Origin of the sequence: Synechococcus sp. MU1651, assembly GCF_023630635.1 — a bacterium.
Taxonomy (GTDB): Bacteria; Cyanobacteriota; Cyanobacteriia; order PCC-6307; family Cyanobiaceae; genus Parasynechococcus.
This window is the reverse complement of sequence record NZ_JAKUHJ010000003.1, coordinates 21,403-39,528: the sequence shown is the minus strand read 5'-3', so window position 1 is coordinate 39,528 and position 18,126 is coordinate 21,403. Positions and strand designations below refer to the sequence as shown.

General features: G+C 64.9%; 16 protein-coding genes. 5 read left to right on the top strand and 11 right to left on the bottom strand.

The window, feature by feature from the left end:
- Positions 1–62: 62 nt before the first annotated feature.
- The 4 genes from NCN05_RS04230 (at position 63) to NCN05_RS04215 (ending at position 5,080) form a co-directional block, all read left to right on the top strand.
- Positions 63–1,355, top strand: coding sequence for a methionine gamma-lyase family protein (locus NCN05_RS04230; protein ID WP_250397137.1), 1,293 nt, complete (start codon positions 63–65; stop codon positions 1,353–1,355).
- A 10-nt stretch (positions 1,356–1,365) separates the two neighbouring features.
- Positions 1,366–1,755, top strand: a complete 390-nt coding sequence (gene gcvH / locus NCN05_RS04225) for a glycine cleavage system protein GcvH (RefSeq protein ID WP_115081278.1) — start codon at positions 1,366–1,368, stop codon at positions 1,753–1,755.
- Positions 1,756–1,825: 70 nt separating this feature from the next.
- On the top strand, positions 1,826–4,696 hold the full coding sequence (gcvP, locus tag NCN05_RS04220) for an aminomethyl-transferring glycine dehydrogenase (protein WP_250397136.1): 2,871 nt from the start codon (positions 1,826–1,828) through the stop codon (positions 4,694–4,696).
- Between the two features lie 129 nt (positions 4,697–4,825).
- Positions 4,826–5,080 carry a hypothetical protein gene (locus NCN05_RS04215; RefSeq protein ID WP_250397135.1) on the top strand — a complete coding sequence of 85 codons (255 nt, stop codon included), beginning with the start codon at positions 4,826–4,828 and terminating at the stop codon, positions 5,078–5,080.
- A 2-nt stretch (positions 5,081–5,082) separates the two neighbouring features.
- Here the strand turns inward: NCN05_RS04215 and NCN05_RS04210 are convergent, their stop codons facing one another.
- The 6 genes from NCN05_RS04210 to NCN05_RS04180 form a co-directional block, all read right to left on the bottom strand.
- Positions 5,083–5,289 (bottom strand): hypothetical protein, encoded by a 207-nt coding sequence (locus NCN05_RS04210; RefSeq protein WP_250397134.1) that lies wholly within the window; start codon positions 5,287–5,289, stop codon positions 5,083–5,085.
- 89 nt (positions 5,290–5,378) lie between these two features.
- Complete coding sequence (locus NCN05_RS04205; protein ID WP_250397133.1) at positions 5,379–6,134, bottom strand: pirin family protein; 756 nt, start codon at positions 6,132–6,134, stop codon at positions 5,379–5,381.
- Positions 6,135–6,142: 8 nt separating this feature from the next.
- The gene (locus tag NCN05_RS04200) at positions 6,143–6,658 is read right to left on the bottom strand and encodes an NADPH-dependent FMN reductase (protein ID WP_114987710.1); all 516 of its coding nucleotides are present in this window, start codon (positions 6,656–6,658) and stop codon (positions 6,143–6,145) included.
- A 36-nt stretch (positions 6,659–6,694) separates the two neighbouring features.
- Positions 6,695–7,408 carry a rubrerythrin family protein gene (locus NCN05_RS12500; RefSeq protein ID WP_284500275.1) on the bottom strand — a complete coding sequence of 238 codons (714 nt, stop codon included), beginning with the start codon at positions 7,406–7,408 and terminating at the stop codon, positions 6,695–6,697.
- A gap of 92 nt (positions 7,409–7,500) precedes the next feature.
- On the bottom strand, positions 7,501–9,303 hold the full coding sequence (locus tag NCN05_RS04185; RefSeq protein WP_250397132.1) for a diflavin flavoprotein: 1,803 nt from the start codon (positions 9,301–9,303) through the stop codon (positions 7,501–7,503).
- Positions 9,303–11,051 (bottom strand): diflavin flavoprotein, encoded by a 1,749-nt coding sequence (locus NCN05_RS04180; protein WP_250397131.1) that lies wholly within the window; start codon positions 11,049–11,051, stop codon positions 9,303–9,305. Before NCN05_RS04180 ends, NCN05_RS04185 begins: the two co-directional genes overlap by 1 nt.
- An 82-nt stretch (positions 11,052–11,133) precedes the next feature.
- On the opposite strand from NCN05_RS04180, the gene NCN05_RS04175 reads away from it, so the two are divergent.
- Positions 11,134–12,429, top strand: coding sequence for an NRAMP family divalent metal transporter (locus NCN05_RS04175; protein WP_250397237.1), 1,296 nt, complete (start codon positions 11,134–11,136; stop codon positions 12,427–12,429).
- A 127-nt stretch (positions 12,430–12,556) separates the two neighbouring features.
- Here NCN05_RS04175 and NCN05_RS04170 read toward each other — a convergent pair whose 3' ends face one another.
- The 5 genes from NCN05_RS04170 to NCN05_RS04150 form a co-directional block, all read right to left on the bottom strand.
- Positions 12,557–12,949 carry an Hsp20/alpha crystallin family protein gene (locus tag NCN05_RS04170; RefSeq protein ID WP_250397130.1) on the bottom strand — a complete coding sequence of 131 codons (393 nt, stop codon included), beginning with the start codon at positions 12,947–12,949 and terminating at the stop codon, positions 12,557–12,559.
- Positions 12,950–13,115: 166 nt separating this feature from the next.
- Positions 13,116–13,595, bottom strand: coding sequence for an MEKHLA domain-containing protein (locus NCN05_RS04165; RefSeq protein WP_250397129.1), 480 nt, complete (start codon positions 13,593–13,595; stop codon positions 13,116–13,118).
- A 14-nt stretch (positions 13,596–13,609) separates the two neighbouring features.
- Positions 13,610–14,497 (bottom strand): SWIM zinc finger family protein, encoded by an 888-nt coding sequence (locus tag NCN05_RS04160; protein WP_250397128.1) that lies wholly within the window; start codon positions 14,495–14,497, stop codon positions 13,610–13,612.
- A 2-nt stretch (positions 14,498–14,499) separates the two neighbouring features.
- Positions 14,500–17,697: a DEAD/DEAH box helicase gene (locus NCN05_RS04155; RefSeq protein WP_250397127.1), complete on the bottom strand. Its 3,198-nt coding sequence runs from the start codon at positions 17,695–17,697 to the stop codon at positions 14,500–14,502.
- Positions 17,694–18,110, bottom strand: a complete 417-nt coding sequence (locus tag NCN05_RS04150) for a hypothetical protein (RefSeq protein WP_250397126.1) — start codon at positions 18,108–18,110, stop codon at positions 17,694–17,696. The genes NCN05_RS04155 and NCN05_RS04150 overlap by 4 nt, the downstream gene beginning before the upstream one ends.
- Positions 18,111–18,126: the final 16 nt, after the last annotated feature.

Genomic DNA, 18,126 nt, shown 5'->3' with positions numbered 1-18,126 from the left:
TTGCCGCATGGCAGCGGCTTCCCGCGTTGTGAATTCTGGCGTTGGCCAGGGTTTAGGAAGGCATGACATCCGTCAGGCAAGTGGTGATCAGTGCGTTTGCAGAGGACCTGATCAACGCGGTGGCGCGGGAGCAGGCCGACCTGGCTGCAGCGAGGACGGCGGCGGTGGGGCAACGCCTGCAGCGCGTGTTGGAGGCCCTGGCGGCGGAGCGCGTCGGCACCCAGCACTTTGCGTCGCTCAGCGGTTACGGCCACGGGGATCAGGGGCGCGAGGTGGTGGATCGGGTTTTTGCCCGGGTGCTGGGGGCCGAAGCCGCCGCGGTGCGCTTGCAATTCGTCAGCGGCACCCACGCCATCGCCGCTGCACTGTTTGGCGTGCTGCGGCCCGGAGATCGTCTGCTTTCGATCACGGGTCGTCCCTACGACACCCTTGAGGAGGTGATCGGTCTGCGCGGCAAGGGCCAGGGTTCCCTGGCGGAATTCGGAGTTGCCTACGACGAAATCGATCTGCAGCCGGATGGGGCGGTGGATGAGGCGGCCTTGAACCAGGCCTTGGAGCAGCCCTGCCGGATGGTGCTGATCCAGCGCAGCTGCGGCTACAGCTGGCGTCCGTCGGTCACGGTTGAGCAGATCGCAGGGCTGTGTGAGCGCATCCATGCCCGCCAGCCCGACTGCGTTGTCTTTGTCGACAACTGTTACGGCGAGTTGGTGCAGGAGCTGGAACCGACGGCGGTTGGGGCGGATCTGATCGCTGGATCGTTGATCAAGAACCTCGGCGGCACCATCGCCCCCACCGGCGGCTACATTGCTGGACGGGCCGATCTGGTGGAGCAGGCCTGCTGCCGGCTCACGGCGCCGGGCATCGGCAGTGAGGGCGGCACGGGATTTGATCTGCAGCGGCTGGTGCTCCAGGGGCTGTTCCTGGCACCGCAGATGGTGTCGGAGGCCTTGATTGGTGCCGATCTGGTGGCGGGGGTGTTTGAGCGGCTGGGCTTCCCCGTCAATCCAGCACCCGGGGCCGTGCGCAGCGATTTGATTCAGGCGGTGCGGCTGGGCAGTCCCGATGCCCTCAAGGTGGTGTGCCGTGCCTTCCAGGCGATGTCGCCGATCGGGGCCTACCTCGATCCAGTGCCGGCCTCGATGCCAGGCTATGCCTCGGATCTGGTGATGGCCGGGGGGACCTTCATCGACGGTTCCACCAGTGAATTTTCGGCCGATGCGCCGCTGCGGGAACCGTTCAACCTCTATGTGCAGGGCGGCACCCATCGCGCCCACATTCGCCTGGCCCTCTCGCGTGCGTTGTGTGACCTCAATGCGGCAGGACTGATCAATCTCCCGCAGACTGGGACCACCTGAAACAGCCTCGATGGCGTTCGCGTTCCCCGACTCTTTTCGCTTCGCCGACAGCCACGAGTACGCCAATGCCGATGGCGAGCTGGTGCGGGTGGGCATCAGTGCCTTCGCCGTTGATCAGCTGGGCGACATCGTGTTCGTGGATCTGCCGGATGTGGGCGCCAGCCTGGCGAAGGGCACCAGCTTTGGCTCTGTGGAGTCGGTGAAGGCCGTGGAAGACATGTACGCACCGATTGCCGGCGAGGTGGTGCAACGCAATGAAGCGGTGCTGGCCAGTCCGGAGGAACTGCAGAACGACCCCCACGGTGAGGGCTGGCTGCTGGTGCTGCGTCCGTCGGATCCCTCCGAGCTCGACAGCCTGATGACCGCCGAGGCCTACGGCGCCAAGGTCAACGCCGGCTGACATCGACGCCGCCTCTCATCAGCGCCGGGGCTTCGCTCTTACGATCGTCCGGCGGGCTGTGCATTCGACGTTGACTTCTCCTTTTGCGCAGCGGCACATCGGCCCGAGTGAGGCGGAACAACTCCGCATGCTCAATGCCCTGGGCTACAGCGATCTGCAGGAGTTCATCGCTGATGTCGTGCCCGCCGACATCCTTGATCCCAAGCCGCCGGTTGATGCCTTGCCCGAGGGTTGCGGGGAGGCGGAGGCCCTCCAGCAGCTGAAGCAGTTGAGTGAAACCAACACGCTGCGTCGCTCCCTGATCGGGCTGGGTTACTACGGCACGGCAACCCCGGCCCTGATCCAGCGCCACGTTTTTGAGAATCCGGCCTGGTACACCGCCTACACCCCCTACCAGGCGGAAATCGCTCAGGGTCGTCTGGAGGCTCTGCTCAACTTTCAAACCCTGATCAGTGAGCTCACGGGCTTGCCGATCGCCAACGCGTCGCTGCTTGATGAAGCCACCGCTGCCGCCGAGGCGATGAGCCTCAGCTTCGGGGTGTGCCGTCGCCCTGAAGCGACACGGTTCCTGGTGGACGCCAATGTGCTGCCTCAGACCTGGGCGGTGCTGCAGACCCGCGCCGAACCCCTCGGCATCAGCCTTGAGCGGATCGACCCGGCCACAGCGCCGATCGATGCCTCGGTGTTTGGTGTTCTGCTGCAGTTGCCCGGCGCTGATGGATGCCTCTGGGATCCAACCGCCGTGATCGAAGCGGCCCATGCCGCCGGTGCCTTGGTCACCGTGGCGATCGACCCCCTGGCGCAGACCCTGATGGCGCCCGTGGGATCCCTCGGGGCCGACATTGCCGTGGGCAGCGCCCAACGCCTGGGGGTGCCGATGGGATTTGGTGGTCCTCACGCCGCCTTCTTCTCCACCGTTGAGGCCTACAAGCGCCAGATCCCGGGCCGTCTTGTGGGGCAGTCCAAGGATGCGGAAGGCCGTTCGGCCCTGCGCTTGGCGCTGCAAACCCGTGAGCAGCACATCCGTCGCGACAAGGCCACCAGCAACATCTGCACGGCCCAGGTGCTGCTGGCCGTGATGGCCTCGTTTTATGCGGTGCACCATGGCCCTGATGGTCTGCAGGCCATCGCCCAGCGCATCGCTGGCCTGCGCAGTCAGTTGGAGCAGGGCCTGCGGGTCCTTGGTTATCCGCTGGAGCTGGCTGACCGCTTCGACACCGTCACCGTGCACTGTGCGTCGGCACCGGCTGTGCACCGCGCTGCCGCCGTTGCTGGTTTCAATCTGCGGGTGCTGCCTGATGGTGCAGCGCCGGCGGACGCCACCGGATTCGGTATCAGCCTCGATGAGCTCTCGGACCAACAGGAGCTGCAAGCCCTGCTCGCTCTGCTGGCGGAGGCCTGCGGTCAGGCCACCCCGCAGCTCGAGGCTGAGCAGGCCCCGTCCCTTTCCCTGCCGCAGCGCAGCCAGCCCTGGCTGAGCCAGCCGGTTTTTCATCAGTACCGCAGCGAATCAGAGCTGTTGCGCTACATCCAGCGGTTGGTGAGCCGTGATCTGTCGCTGGTGCACGGGATGATCCCGTTGGGCAGCTGCACCATGAAGCTCAACGCCGCCGCTGAGCTGCAGCCGGTGAGCTGGCCTGCGTTTGCGGCCTTGCATCCCTTTGCCCCAGCCGATCAGGCCCAGGCCTATCGCCGTCTTGCCGACGATTTGGAGCAATGGCTGGCCGCCCTGACGGGCTTCGCCGCCGTGTCGTTGCAGCCCAATGCCGGTTCCCAGGGGGAATACGCCGGGCTGCTGGTGATCCGCGCCTGGCACCGCTCCCGCGGTGAAGCCCATCGCGACATCTGTCTGATCCCCACCAGCGCCCACGGCACCAATCCAGCCAGTGCCGTGATGGCCGGCCTGAAGGTGGTGGCCGTCGCCTGTGATGACGAGGGCAACATCGATCAGCAGGATCTGGCGGCGAAGGCGGCTGAGCACGCGGACCGGCTGGCGGCGCTGATGGTCACCTACCCCTCCACCCACGGCGTGTTTGAAACCGGTATCCGTGAGATCTGCTCGGTGGTGCATCGGAACGGCGGGCAGGTGTACCTCGATGGGGCCAACCTCAATGCCCAGGTGGGGCTGTGCCGTCCCGGTGCTTTCGGTGCCGATGTCTGTCACCTCAACTTGCACAAGACCTTCTGCATCCCCCATGGGGGCGGTGGCCCAGGCGTGGGGCCCATTGGTGTTGCGGCGCATCTGGCGCCCTACCTGCCGGGGCACCCTTTGCAGGCCGGCGCCGCATCGGCCATCGGTCCGGTGTCCGCAGCTGCGCTCGGCAGCGCCAGCATCTTGCCGATCAGCTGGATGTACCTGCGGATGATGGGGGCGGAGGCCCTAAGGCAGGCCAGTGCTGTGGCGCTGTTGTCGGCCAACTACCTGGCCCATCGGCTCGACGCCTCGTACCCCGTGCTGTTTCGCGGCAGCACCGGCCGGGTGGCCCATGAATGCATCCTTGACCTGCGCCCGCTCAAGCGGGATGCGGGGATCGATGTGGATGACATCGCCAAGCGTTTGATGGACTACGGCTTCCATGCGCCCACCGTCAGCTGGCCGGTGGCCGGCACGGTGATGGTGGAGCCCACCGAAAGCGAAAGCCTGGCGGAGTTGGATCGTTTCGCCGATGCCCTGGTGGCGATCCGCCAGGAGATTCGCGCCATTGAAGCCGGCAGCAGCGACCCTCGGAACAACCCGCTCAAGCGGGCTCCGCACACCCTCGCTGCCGTCACAGCGGATGACTGGGATCGTCCCTACAGCCGTCAGCAGGCCGCCTTCCCGATGGAGGGCCAGCAGGCGAACAAGGTCTGGCCCGCGGTGGCACGGATTGATAACGCCTTTGGTGATCGCAACCTGGTGTGCACCTGTCCGTCGGTGGAAGCGGTGGCTGTGGCGGCTTGAAGCCCTGGTGCAAGGGGTTCAGAGCATGTAAATTTTCACTGAAAGTGGAAAAATTGGTTTGATTCCGTTCATCGCCCTTGCGAGTTCGGTCAAACTGTTCGACAACTGATTCGTCTGTCGGGGGACACCATGGATCGGGACAACAACAAGAAATCTGCGCTCAGCAGCGTTGAAGGGCCTGCCCTTCCTCAACTTCCTGAGGGTCTGGAATCGGCCTTCAATCACGGCCATACCTTGTCAATTGAAGGAACCAATGTGATTCGGGTTCCCTTTGGCACGCGCCGTTCTCGTCGCAGCCGCCCCGAGCGGCCCGATCACTGGGCCACTCTGGTGATTCCTTTTCAACCGGTGGGCGATCCCACTCCACCGCCGGCGGCGGCCTGAGTTCAGGCCACGCCGATTTCCGATTCTTCCTGGGCCAGACGCCAGTCCAGCAGGGCTTTGACGTCGGCCAATGAGCAGGTTGGTGTGCGGAAGGGCAGCAATCGCATCGGGCTGCGTTCCGGCCTCACCAGCCAGCTCCGGTTGGTTTGAGGCATCAAAAGAAAGCCGCGGTACCGAACCGAGGGCTCCTGACCGTTCATGAATCCCATCGCTCTAGGGATTGTTTGGAAGTGACTTCGTCATTTCAGGGCACAAGATCTGGTGTCACGCACTTGCACCAGATCTTTTCCGGATTGCTTCACGCCAGGGCAAACAGCAGCACGTCGGCGCGTTCACTGAGGCCGATCAGCTCGCCTTGTGTTGCTGCGTCTTGGATCAGGCCCAGCCCATCGCCCCGCCGCAGCGCCTGCGTGGGGGAGCCTTCACGGTTGAGCGTCAGCTCCCCATCAATCATCTGAAGCCAGAGCCATCGCTCCTTGGCGGCGGGCAATGGCAACTGCTGTTGGCGTTGCGGTTGTGCACGCCAGAGGCGCACGGGACGTTCGATGGCCATCGCATCTCCGGTGGCGTCGGGCTCAATCAGGGGCGTCCAGCCCTCGCCGATGGCGAAGGGTTTCTGCTCGTAGGCGGGCTGGATGCCCAGCTGTGCAGGCTCAATCCAGATCTGCAGCAGCCTGCAGGGCGCGCCGGTTTGATTGATTTCGCTGTGAACGATGCCGCTGCCGGCACTCATCCGTTGCACCTCGCCGGCATGCAGCACCGCGCTGTTGCCCATCGAGTCGGCATGGCTCAGGGCCCCCTCCACCATCACCGTGATGATTTCCATGTCCCGGTGGGGGTGCATGCCGAACCCCTGGCCTGCAGCAATGGTGTCGTCGTTGATCACCCGCAAGGGGCCGAAGCCCATCCAGTTCGGATCCTGATGGCTGCCGAAGCTGAAGCTGTGCCAGGAATCGAGCCAGTCCAGCTGGCTGTGGAAGCGCTGGTCTGCGGGTCGCAGGATCACGTTTGAGGTGGTGGCGTGTTGGCCTGTTGGCGTGGCCATCCGGGACATCGAGGTGTTCAGAGTTGGAGAGGTTGCATCTGCAGAAGCCGCTGCACCAGGTCGTTGATGCTGTCGTCCTGGGCGGGTTTGGCGTGGTTGCTCAGCAGCTGACGCCCCACCACCTGGGCCCCGAGGTGGGTGAGCTGGATGCGCAGCGACACCAGCAGTTCCATGCCGCCACCGCCGGAGAAGGTTGCCATGGCGATTGGCCGCCCGTTGAACAGGGATCGGAAGTCGTCGTCGGTTACGGAGAGCCAGGCAATGGCATTGGTGAGCGACGGCGGAATCGAGCCGTTGTATTCCGGGGCGCAGATCACCCAGCGTGGGGTTGCGTGCAGCTGGTCGTGCAGGGCGACAAGGTCAGGGCCGGCCCCTGCTGCTTGGACCCGTGGCGTGAACAGGGGCAGGTCGAGTTGAGTGAGATCGATCAGTTCGGCGCTGGCGTTCTGAGCTGCGGCGGCCTGCACGAAGCGTTCCGCCAGCTTCCGGTTTTCGCCATTGCTCGCCGTCAGAACGATGAGGTCGGAGGGCATGGAGACGAAGGCTCTTGATGGAATCGTGCAAGGGCGTCAGGCCGTTTTCAATTCGGCTTCGCGGTAAGGAACAAAGCTGGCTTTGCGGGCGCCGCAGATCGGGCAGTGCCAATCGTCGGGAATCGCCTCAAACGGCGTGCCTGGGGTGATGCCGGAATCGGGATCCCCCTCGGCGGGGTCGTAGATCATCGAGCACACCTTGCAGATCCACTTGCCCGGGATCGGTTGATCGGCCTGGCCTGCGGTGCCCTTGCCTTGCAGGGCCTCGAGGGCAACGCCATAGGTTTCGGCGTGATGCTGCTCGATCGGGGTCAGCAGGCCGAAGTTCTTGGCGGCGGTGCGGAACAGGCCCGCATGCTCCTTGGATTCGCTGCTTTGCTCGGCGAATTCCGCTGCGGCTCCGCTGTCCCGGTCCTGCCGGGCCTGGGCGGCGAACTCCGGATACATCGTTGTGTACTCGTAGGTTTCGCCTTCAATCGCCAGCTCCAGGCAGCGGCTCAGGATGGCCTGCTTCTCCTCGTCGCTGAGCTGCTCGGGATCGTTCACCACCAACTCAGGGTGCAGCAGGCGGAAGTGGGCGAAGGCGTGTTCCGTTTCCTGCGCTGCGGTGTCACGAAACAACTTGGCCAGGTCCTTGTGGCCCAGCTGTTTGGCCACCTCTGAAAAGAACAGGTATTTGCGGTTGGCCATGCTCTCGCCACCGAAAGCGGCCTCGAGATTGGCGTGGGTGGAAGGCTTGGAAAGGTCCATCGATGGCCCCGGGATCGTTCCATCAGCCTAGTGCTAACTCATAGTGAGTATGAGTTAGCAGGAAGTTCGGTTGGCCGGCTCAGGCTGCCGGCTCAGTAGTTGGCGCCGCTGCGGCGTTGGTGCACCGCGGTGCTGCCCTCCGCATCCAGCACCCCGCCGCGATCCACTTCGGCATAGATCAGCCAGTGGTCGCCGCATTCCATCCGCTGGCTCACCTTGCCGTCCAGCCAGGCCAGAGCATCCGGCAGTAAGGGCTGTTCGGCGGGGCTGGTGTCCAGCTCGAGGCCTGCAAAGCGATCGGCACCGGGTTCGAACGGTTGCAGGAACTGCTTCATCAGGGCGGTTTCGCGGCCTTCGGCCAGCACGTTCAAGGCGAAGCGATCGCCCTTGTGCAGCAGCGCTTCCACGGCGCGGTCCTTGGCCACGGCCACGGTGATGCCGGGGGGACTGAAGCTGGCCTGGCTCACCCAGCTGGCCACCATGGCGCCGCTCAGCTCCGCTTTGCGGGTGGTGAGCACGCAGAGGGAGCCGATCACACGGCCCAGGGCCAGCACCGCTGGATCGCTGCGGCTTTCGCTCAAGCCCCCTGCACTGCGACGTTGCGCCCGTTTCTGGCTCTGCAGCAGCTGGCGGGCGAAAAGGGTGCCGGTTTCCTCCAGCTCCTTCACCCGGGCGGCATCCGGACTGAACTTCACCCGGATCGGCTCGAAACCAAAGCTGAAGCCGCCATCCCGCAGCTTCGTTTCCAGCAGGTCCACCGCCTCGCCGCTCCAGCCGAAGCTGCCGAACACCCCCACGGGCTTGCTGCGATCCCCCTCCGCCAACAGGGTTCCCAGGGCCGAGACGATCGGTGTGGGGGCATGGCCCCCCAGGGTGGGTGAGCCGATCAACACGGCGTCGGCCTGCTGGATCGTGCTCACCAGTTCATCGGCGGGGGTGAATTCGCAGTTCAAACTGCTCACCCGGATGCCGGTGCGGCTGACCCCGCGGGCCAGGGCATCGGCAATGGCTGCGGTGTTGCCGTAGGCGCTGGCAAACAGCAAAGCCACCGTCAGGCTGGCGTTCTCCTGGCCTTCGCCCCAGCGGCGGTAGTCATTCAGCAGGCTGCGCCAACTGGCTTCGATGGCCGGGCCATGGCCCGGCGCGATGGTGCGGATGTCGAGTTCTTCGAGTCGTTCCACCAGGGCATCCACCTGACGGGCCATGGGGGCCATCAGGCAGTCGTAGAAGTGCCGGCGTTCCTCTTCGGTGCTGCTGCGGTTGCTTTCGGACCAGCTGTCCGTGCAGAGGTGGGCACTGAAGAACTTGTCGCTCATCAGCAGGCCCAGGCTTTCCTCGAAGGCCAGCAATCCGCCGGGCCAGCGGGGGGTTGGGGCCGGCAGCAGCATCAAGCTGCGCTGGTGGCTGAGCGGAAGTGTTTGCTCCTGGCGGATCACCCGTAGGGGCGGCAGATCGGGCAGTGGTGGTTGCTCGCTCGTCTCACCGGGAGGGGCCGGCTTGCGCTGGCTCCACAGCTCTTCGATCAGCTTGGCGCCGGGGTTGGAGACGATCAGTTCAAGGCCGGCGTAGGCCTCCGCCAGATCCCGCAGCAGGGCAACGCGGTTGGGGTTGACGTGGCCCACCACCACCAGCAGCGGTGCGTCGCTGCTGGGCAGGGCTTCGGCAAGCACCGGAAGAAAGGCCCTGCTGTAGGCCACCCCCGGGGGATGGACCAGCACAGCAGGTGCACCATCACCGGCCTCGAACAAAACACTGTTGGCGGTGCTGCCCCGCTCCAGGGCGTATTCCAGTTCGAAACGGTGCCGTTGAGGGCTCAGACCGCGCAGACCAACGACCCCATCGTCGATCGGCAGCTGGATCGTGCGACGCGTGGTTGCGGTGCTGGTCACGCTCATCAGTAGTGGTTCCCCACTTTGCGGTGGTGCACCGCCGTGCTGGCCTCGGCATCGGCCACATTGCCCTGCTCCACTACGGCATAGATGATCCAGTGATCGGGGCCCTCCATCCGTTGCTCCACCCGGCAGCCCAGAAAGGCCAGGGCATCGGCGAGCACCGGGCCGCCATCAGCGGTTCCCTCCAGCACGTTCACCCCAGCGAAACGATCGGCACCGGGGGGGAAGCGCTTGAGGAAATGGCGCATCAGTTGTTGATGATTGTCCTGCCGTAGAACGTTCAGCACGAAGCGGTCGCCCACCTGCATCAGGGCTTCGATCGCACGGTCTTTGGCGACGGCGATGGTGAGGCCCGGTGGGGTGAAGCTGGCCTGGCTCACCCAGCTGGCCACCATGGCGCTGCGGCGTTGCGATTCGCCCTCCCCCTGGCTGGCGGTCACCACATAAAGGCCACCGCTGATGCGACCCAGGGCCTTGTCGAGGTCGCCATCGAGGCTTTTCATCGCCGCGATTGTCTTTTCTTTGGTCAGCAGCTGGCCGAGGTCGGTGCCCGACTCCTCACAGCGTTGGTAGTCGCTGCCCTGGGGCAGCTGTTTGATCCGCAATGGGCTGAAGGCTTGCTTCTGCCCCTGGCTGCGCAGTTGATCGGCGACGGCGTCGATCGGTTCATCGTTGCCGCCGAAGGCGTCGTACACCCCCACCAGTTGTTTGGGATGCAGGGCCGCCAGCAGGGTTCCGATCGAGGCCTGGAGATCCGGTTCCGGTTCCGCGGGCCAGGTCGGCACCACAACAGCCTTGGCATCGCCCACCAGGGCGGTGAGTTCCTGGGGGTCGGTGGCCCGCAGGTCCACCAGCTGCACCTGGGCATCCGCCTTGCCGATGCCGTGGGCAATGGCCTGGCTGATCCGATCGGAGAAGCCGTATTGGCTCAGATAACAAACGGCGGCATAGCTCTCGCCTTTGCTGCGCTGGCCGCTCCACTCGCGGTAGTCGCTGATCCAGTGGCTGAGGTGATGCCGCAACAGCGGCCCGTGGCCCACCGCGATGGTGTTGATCTCCGGCAGGCCATCCATGCGCTTGAGGGCCTGCAGCACGCTGCGGGCATTCGGGCCCATCAGGCAGTCGTAGTAGAAGCGGAAATCAGGGGCGATGGCGCCGGGGTCGGCGTCGAAGACGTCGTCAGAGCAGTAATGCAGACCAAAGGCATCGCAGGTGTAAAGGATGCCGGTGCCGTGATCGAAGGAAAAGATCGTGTCCGGCCAGTGCAGGTTCGGAGCACTGAGGAATTCGAAGCGGTGCTGGATGCCGCTCTCGGGGTTGGTGCCGAGATCCAATTCCTCGCCCGACTTCACCGCACGGGATTTGAACGGCCTGTGCACCTGGTCCTTGAGGAACTGCAGGGCCACCTTCGATCCCACGATTTCAATCTCAGGATTGAGATCGATCAGGTCACCGATCAATCCGGAGTGGTCGGGTTCGGTGTGGCTCACGATCAACACATCGATCGCAGTTGGATCGATCTGCTGCTTGAGCAGGGGGATCCAGGTGTCGCGGAACTTGGCGTGGCTGGTGTCGATCAGGGCGGTGCGTTCCCCCCGCACCAGGAAGGCGTTGTAGGTCGTGCCGTTGCGCAGGCCGAATTCAATGTCGAAGCGGCTGCGGTCCCAGTCGAGGGAGCGGATCGTGGTGGTGTCGGCGGCGATGGCCTCGCACTGCAGCGACAGCTTCGGAGCAGCGGGAGCAACGACCATGAAACCGACCGTGACGGAAGTCGACTCTACGGAGATTCAGCGGGGCAAGGCGGCGGAGACTGGTATCAACTGCAACCTTGTGATGGCGTCATCGACGCTGCGACGCAGCATTGGACCCGGGATCCTTTTGGCCGGTGCCTGCATCGGTGGATCCCACTTGATGTCGTCCACCACGGCGGGTGCCCGATTCGGCTTTGCGCTGGTGGGCCTGATCTTGCTCACCAATCTGATCAAGTACCCGTTCCTGCGCGTGGGTACCCGCTTCACAGCGGCCACCGGACTGTCGCTGCTGGAGGGTTTCCAGAAACGCAATCCCCTCTACCTGCCGCTGTACTTGGTGGTGAGCCTGGTCACCGGCACCTTCACCATCGCGGCGGTGAGTTTTGTGGCGGGGCTGCTGCTCACCAACATCCCTCTGCTGGCGGGGTTGGACCCCTACGGACTGTCCATCGCCGTGCTGGCGGTAAGTGGCCTGGTGCTGCTGCTGGGGCATTACCGGGCGCTCGACCGTCTCTCCAAGTTGTTGGTGGTGCTGCTAACCCTGCTCACGGGGATTGCGGCTGCATCGCTGCTGATCCGCGGCCCCGTCGGGGATGTGGCGGCCAGTTGGGTCAGCACGGATCCCAGCCCCTGGACCCTGGCCAACCTGGCCTTCCTGATTCCCCTGATGGGCTGGATGCCCGGACCGGTGGAGATGTGCGTGTGGCCATCGTTGTGGATGTTCTCCCGGGCGCGCGACACCGAGCACACCGCAACGCCGAAGGAGGCCGAGTTCGATTTCAACCTCGGCTATTGCGTCACCGTGGTGACGGCCATGTTCTTTGTGATCCTGGGCGCCTACACGATGTACGGCAGCGGAGACGGAATGCTGGCCGGCAGTGGCGTGTCCTTCGCCCAGAAGCTGATCAAGCTCTACACCGCCGCCATGGGTGGTTGGGCGGCCTGGGTGATCATCCCGGCGGCCTTTTCCGCCATGTTCAGCACCACCCTCGCCTGCCTGGATGCCTATCCCCGCAGCATTGCGGCGATTCAGGGGCTGCTGCGTCATCACGACAGTGGAGATTCAGCGCCGGGGCCCATGCAGCGTCGCTTCGACATCTGGGTGATCGTGCATTTCCTGGCCGCTGTGCTGGCGCTGGTGGTGGCCAAGAGCGGCGGAATCGGCGTGAAGGATTTCGTCTTCGGGGCGATGACCGGCAGCTTCCTCACCGCTCCTCTGTTCGCCTGGATGGCCATGGACACGATCAACAGCCCCTTGGTTCCAGTGGAGCACCGTTATGGGCGGCTCACCCAGGCCTTCTGCTGGTTCGGTCTGGTGTTTTTCAGTGGCTTCAGCCTGCTGTTCATCGGCCGTTTCTTCCTCGGCCTCGGCGGCTGATTTCGCCCTTGCTTCAACAAAAAACCCCTGCCGTTGGCAGGGGTTGGGCTTCCGTTCTTCTTGTCTTGGTGTGTTGGGCTCGTCCAGCCCAAGGCTTTCAGTGCTCAGGTTCTGATTCAGGACCTGATCAGCTCTCCACCTTCACCGAAACGCTGGTGTGTTCCACCGCTTTGCCGGCGTTGATTTCAAGAATGCCGTCCCGATAGCTGGCCTTGAGCTGGTCGCGATCGAGGCTCTGGGGGAAACGGAAGCTGCGGCTCCAGGTGCCGCTGCGGAATTCGCTCAGCAGCGGTGCGTTGCTGTCATCGCTGCCTGTGGCTAGGCGTTCAGCGCTGATCACCAGGTTGCGATCGGTGGCCTTGACGTCGATCGAGTCGCGGTCCACCCCGGGCAGTTCCAGTTGCACGGTGTAGCTGGTCTCGGTTTCGCGGATTTCGGCGTTGGGAACGCGCTCAGCGGTGGCCAGTTGTTGTTCGAGACGCTCGAACAGATCAAAGGGGGATTGGCGCAGGGTCAGCATGATGGTGGCTCCGAAGAATGAACATCTGCGGACTGGGTTGATCGCCCGCCATCACAATCTGCGCCGCTTGGATGAGAACCAGAAGCGTGAGAACCGTCCGTTTTGATTCGGTCTGTACCACCAGGTTCGGCTGGCACCACAGGGATGGTGTTGAAACCGAATCTCCTTAAAGCCACCACCAGTCGCTGAAGCAGGCCGCCTGGCCGCAGACCTGCTCTTCCGCATCCCAGAGGGTCCAGATCCGGGCCTTGTTGATCATGAATCGCCGCCCTTTGCGGCTGATGCGAATGCCGCGATAGTTCTGCACGGCATCGAGGCGTTTGGCCTGGCCCAGGGCGCTGCTGCGTTCCGCCCGTTCGCTGTCCGGGGCGGTGAGCCGTGAGGGCATGCCAATCAGCCCATCCCAGTGGCTGTCCCACAGCTGCAGGGCCGCAGCGTTGGCGTAACTGAGTGAGGGATCCTGCTCAGTGCCGTGAGCCAGCACCGGAAAGCCGCAGGCGAACAGGTTCTGGCAAAGCAGCCGCTTCGGCTGGCCCGGTTGGGCGGAGGCGATCAGCGGCCTGCTGAAGGCCCGTTGATGCGATTGCAGCAGCACTGCGGCGAGCCTTTGTTTGTCGGCGGTGAGCCAGGCGGCTTCACGGGCCATGGCTCTGCTCCGCGTCAGCTGCCGGCTGCCATGGCCTGCAGCATCGCCTTCTGGGCACTGGCGTGGCCATGGGCCTTGAGGTTGTTCAGGAAGGTGCTGCGCGAATCGGCGAAGCGTGGGTCTTCGGCCAGCGGCAGCTCTCCGGCGGCATCGAGGCCCGTGTCGCCCTCCATGGCTGGGGTGATCACCACCAGGTCGCCATCGAGGCTGCGGTTGTAGCGCCACCACAGGGCCGGGTCCTGCACCGCCGCATGGGGCGGCAGCGGTGTTGCCTCTTCAGATGTGCTGGCTTTGTTCTCCTCCTTGGCTGCCGCCGCCCGCTCGGCCAGGGCCTTGCGCCGGTGCTCTGCCAGGTCTTCCAGCAGCCGAGCCCGGTTGCGGCCCCGCAGTTGGAACAGCACGAAGGGGTCTTCACTGAAGCGATCCCCCATCAGGAAATACACCGCGCTGATGTGTTTGCAGGGGTTGGCTTTGTCGGGGCAGCTGCACTCGCTGCGCACCTCCTGCAACTTGAACGGGAACAGGCGTTTGCCGCTGGCGGCAAAGGCCCGTTCGATGTCGGAGGGCATGATCCCCGCCAGCAGCTGGGCCGACCAGCGGGCTTTCTGGGTCAGCGCTTCCAGCACATAGCCCCAGTCCTCATCGTTGAGCACATCCAGCCAGAGCTTCACCTTGTAGGGCGCTTCATCGGTGCCCTGAACGCGGGCATGCACGCGGCGGCCTTCGAAGCGGATCGAGGTCACATGGCCTTCACGGGCGTAGCCCCAGGCCCGCTCCAACCGTTTCTTGAAGCGGTAGCCGTTGATCAGCTCCATCCACTGCTCCACCCACCAGGGCTGTTGGCCCAGGCCGTCGTCGCCGATGGCGGTGATGCCGTTGCTGCTGCCGTTGCTGAGAGTCATGGTCAGGTGTCCTCCAAGGCGACGAGATCGCGCAATTGATCGCCACCGAGGCTTCCCAGCCAATCCTCGCCGGAGCCGATCACATCCTCAGCCAGGCGTGATTTTTCGCGGATCATGCGATCGATCTTTTCCTCCACCGAGCCGCTGGTGATGAATTTGTGCACCATCACCCGGTTGGTCTGGCCGATCCGATAGGCCCGGTCGGTGGCCTGGTTCTCCACAGCTGGGTTCCACCAGCGGTCGATGTGGAACACGTGGCTGGCCCGGGTGAGGTTGAGGCCCACACCACCTGCTTTCAACGAGAGCAAGAACAACTGCGGACCGCGGGGATCCTCCTGGAAGCGATCCACCATCGCCTGGCGCTCGCTCTTGCGGGTGCCGCCGTGCAGGAAGGGCACCTCTGATTTCCAGCGCTGCTGCATCCAGGCCTGCAGCAGATGCCCCCATTCGGCGAACTGGGTGAACAGCAGGGCCCGATCGCCCGCTTCGATCACCTCATCGAGGATTTCCTCAAGCCGCTGCAGCTTGGCCGAACGGCCCAGGAAGCCATCGTCCACGGCCCCTTCGCTCAGGGCCAGGGCGGGGTGGTTGCAGATCTGTTTCAACCGGGTGAGCAGGGCCAGCACCTGCCCGTGGCGCTGCCCGCGCGGTGCCCGTGCAATGGCATCGAGGGTGTCTTCCACGGTCTTGCTGTACAGGGATTTCTGCTCCTTGCTCAGCCCCACCCATTCGCTCAGCTCCACCTTCTCCGGCAGATCGGAAATGATCGTTTTGTCGGTTTTCAGCCGGCGCAGGATGAACGGACCCACGCGGCCTTTGAGGTCCCGCAGGGACGACATGTCCCCATACCGCTCGATCGGCATCCGGTAGCGCTGGCGGAAGAAGTCCTCTTCCCCCAGCACCTTGGGGTTGAGGAAGTCCATCAAGGCCCACAGTTCGCTCACCCGGTTCTCCACGGGGGTGCCGGTGAGGGCGATGCGGAAGCGGTTGCTTTTGCTGCGGCCGGGTCGGGCCAGATCCCGGGCGGCCTGGCTCTGTTTGGCGCCGGGGTTCTTGATCGCCTGGGCTTCGTCAATCACCACCCCCTGCCAGTCCTGGGTTTCCAGCAGTTCGCTGTCCCGTTGCAGGAGTCCGTAACTGGTGAGCACCAGATCCACCTCCTTCAACACTTTCTTGAGTTCGGCCGGTGTGGAGGGGCGGCGGGGGCCGTAATGCTCGGTGACCCTCAACTCCGGGGTGAACGATTCCGCCTCCCGTCGCCAGTTGGTGAGCACCGAGGTGGGGGCCACCAGCAGCACCGGGCGCTTCAGTTCCTGCTCTGCTTTGAGGTGCTGCAGAAACGCCAGCAGCTGGATGGTTTTGCCCAAGCCCATGTCGTCAGCCAGGCAGGCCCCCTGGTCGAAGCGGTGCAGGAAGGCGAGCCAGCCGAGGCCCCGCTCCTGATAGGGCCGCAGCTGACCGCTGAATCCCTCAGGAGCCGGCAGGGGATCGGGCGCCTTCTGCTGGTGGTATTGCTCCAGCACCGACTGGAGTCTTGGGCCGGCGTCGAAGCGATGCACCGGCATCCGCATCAGCAGTTCCCCTTCCGTTCCTGTCAGCCGCAGCGCGTCATCGAGGCTCAGTTCCGGTTTCGCGCCACAGAAGCGTTCGGCGTTCTTGAGGTCGTTGGGCCGCAGTTCGATCCAGGCCCCCTTGTGGCGCACCAAGGGGCTGCGCTTGCCGCTCAGACGCTCCAGTTCCCGCAGGGTGAGCGTCACCCCGCCGATCATCAGATCCCACTCCCAGTCCAGACATTCGCCCAGGGTGAAGCCGCGGGAGCGTTCCGGGAGTTCGGCCTTGATCGACAGGCCCAGCCGGCTGGCCAGGCCGCCGGAGAGGCTCGGCGGCAGCTCCACCCCCACGCCGGCATCCCGCAGCTGACGGGCCGCTGTGCGCACCAGCACGAAGGCTTCGGCCGGGGTCAGCTGCATTGTGTCCGGCGTGGCGCTCTCCAGCCCCCGTTCGATCGGTGGGAACACCGTCAGGGCCCGTCCCAAGCCCTCCAGCAGCACTTCGCCCGGTTGATCCACCTGGATCTCCCCCAGTTGCAGCATCTCGGCACCGGAGGCCCAGGCTGCGGCGGCCGGGAGCTTCAGGCTGGGGTCGGCTTCCGCCTGCAGTCCGAAGCGCAGCTCCCAGAGATCCTCCCCATCCGGTGGGGTGTGCAGTTCAAGGCAGGTGCGGGCCGCGGCAAATCCGCCGGCGATGCCCTCCCTCCAGTGATGACTGGCGGTGGCCAGGCGTTCGGCTTCTTCATCACCGATCTCGATCACCCCGGTCTCCGACCCCAGGGCCTCCTGCCAGAGCGTCAGCAGGGGATCAAGCCCATCGGTGGATGGTTCAAAGTCCTTGCGCAGCTGCGCGTCCACCAGGTCTTCCAGCAGCGTGGCCACCCGCAGGCGTCCGCTGCGGGGCCGGCAGCTGGCCACAGGGTTGGCGGCCCGCATGGCCTCCGGTCGTAACCGGGTGGTGCGGTTGCTGCGGCGCCCCAGGGGTTCCCGCCAGGGCAAGGCGCAGGTGGCCACCAGGGGCAGGCTGGCCGCCAGATCCTCGAGCCGGCGCCGGTCTTCTTCCCGGTTGAGCAGCGGCACCCAACGGGCCCGATGCGGATAGCCCTCCCCTTTGCTGAGCTCCATCTGGGGAATCCAGCGGCCCCGGGCCACCAGGCTCAGGGCCCAGCGCTGCAGATGGCTCCACCAGCGCAGTTCGTCAGCCAGGTCTGGATTGGTGCCGGAGAGGGGCAATCGGGACAGCCACTCCGTGGCCGCCGATGGTTCCACCGCGAGCCCTTGCACCTGCCAGGGCCACCATTCGGTTTGCTTGGGGATCGGTTCGCCGGCCTGCATCGGTAGCCCGGTCCAGCCCGGTGGTTCCGGCGTTGGCTCCTCTTTTTTGCTGCGGCTTTTGCGCGGCTTCACCGTGCGGCTCGGCAGGGTGAGACAGGCCGTGGCATCAATGCAGCCGCCCGGCAAAAGGTCGCGTTCGCTCAGCCAGGCCCTGAGGTCGTCATGGCTGAGGGTGAAGGGGTGCAGCGCGGGGGTGAGGCCGGGGCCTTCCGGTGTGGCCACCCGCCAGGTGTCAGCCCAAACGAGCAGTGCCGGTTGACCGGAACTGCTGGAGGTGCGGATGGCGGGAAGCCAGGTGGCGTGCAGCAGGCTCATGGCCGCGACGCGGGCAGGAAGCGGAGGGTGCCGTGGAGCAGGAGAGCACCGCCGATCAACGGCAGCCAGGCCTGAAGTAGCTCCAATAGTAATGATGCCAGGCCATCGACCTGCCAGTTGTCAAGGGGTAGGGGCATGCCGAGGCTGCGCAACCCGCAGACCGCCCCCACCAGACCCGCCTGCAAATGCCCGTCATCAGGGTCCACCCGTTGCAGGTGGAAGGCCAGCAGGCCGTAAAAGAGGCCACAACCGCCCGAACGCACCGCAGCTTCCAGACCCCAGGGCAAGCTCAGCAGCCCGGCGCTGATGCCGGCAGCCAGTGCCCAACCGATCGACTGCAGCCGCAGTCGCTGGCGAATCTCGGGATCACTGGGTGGAACGGCCACGGGCGCCGGCGGTTCAAAGGCGATCATGACGGCAGGATCCCCC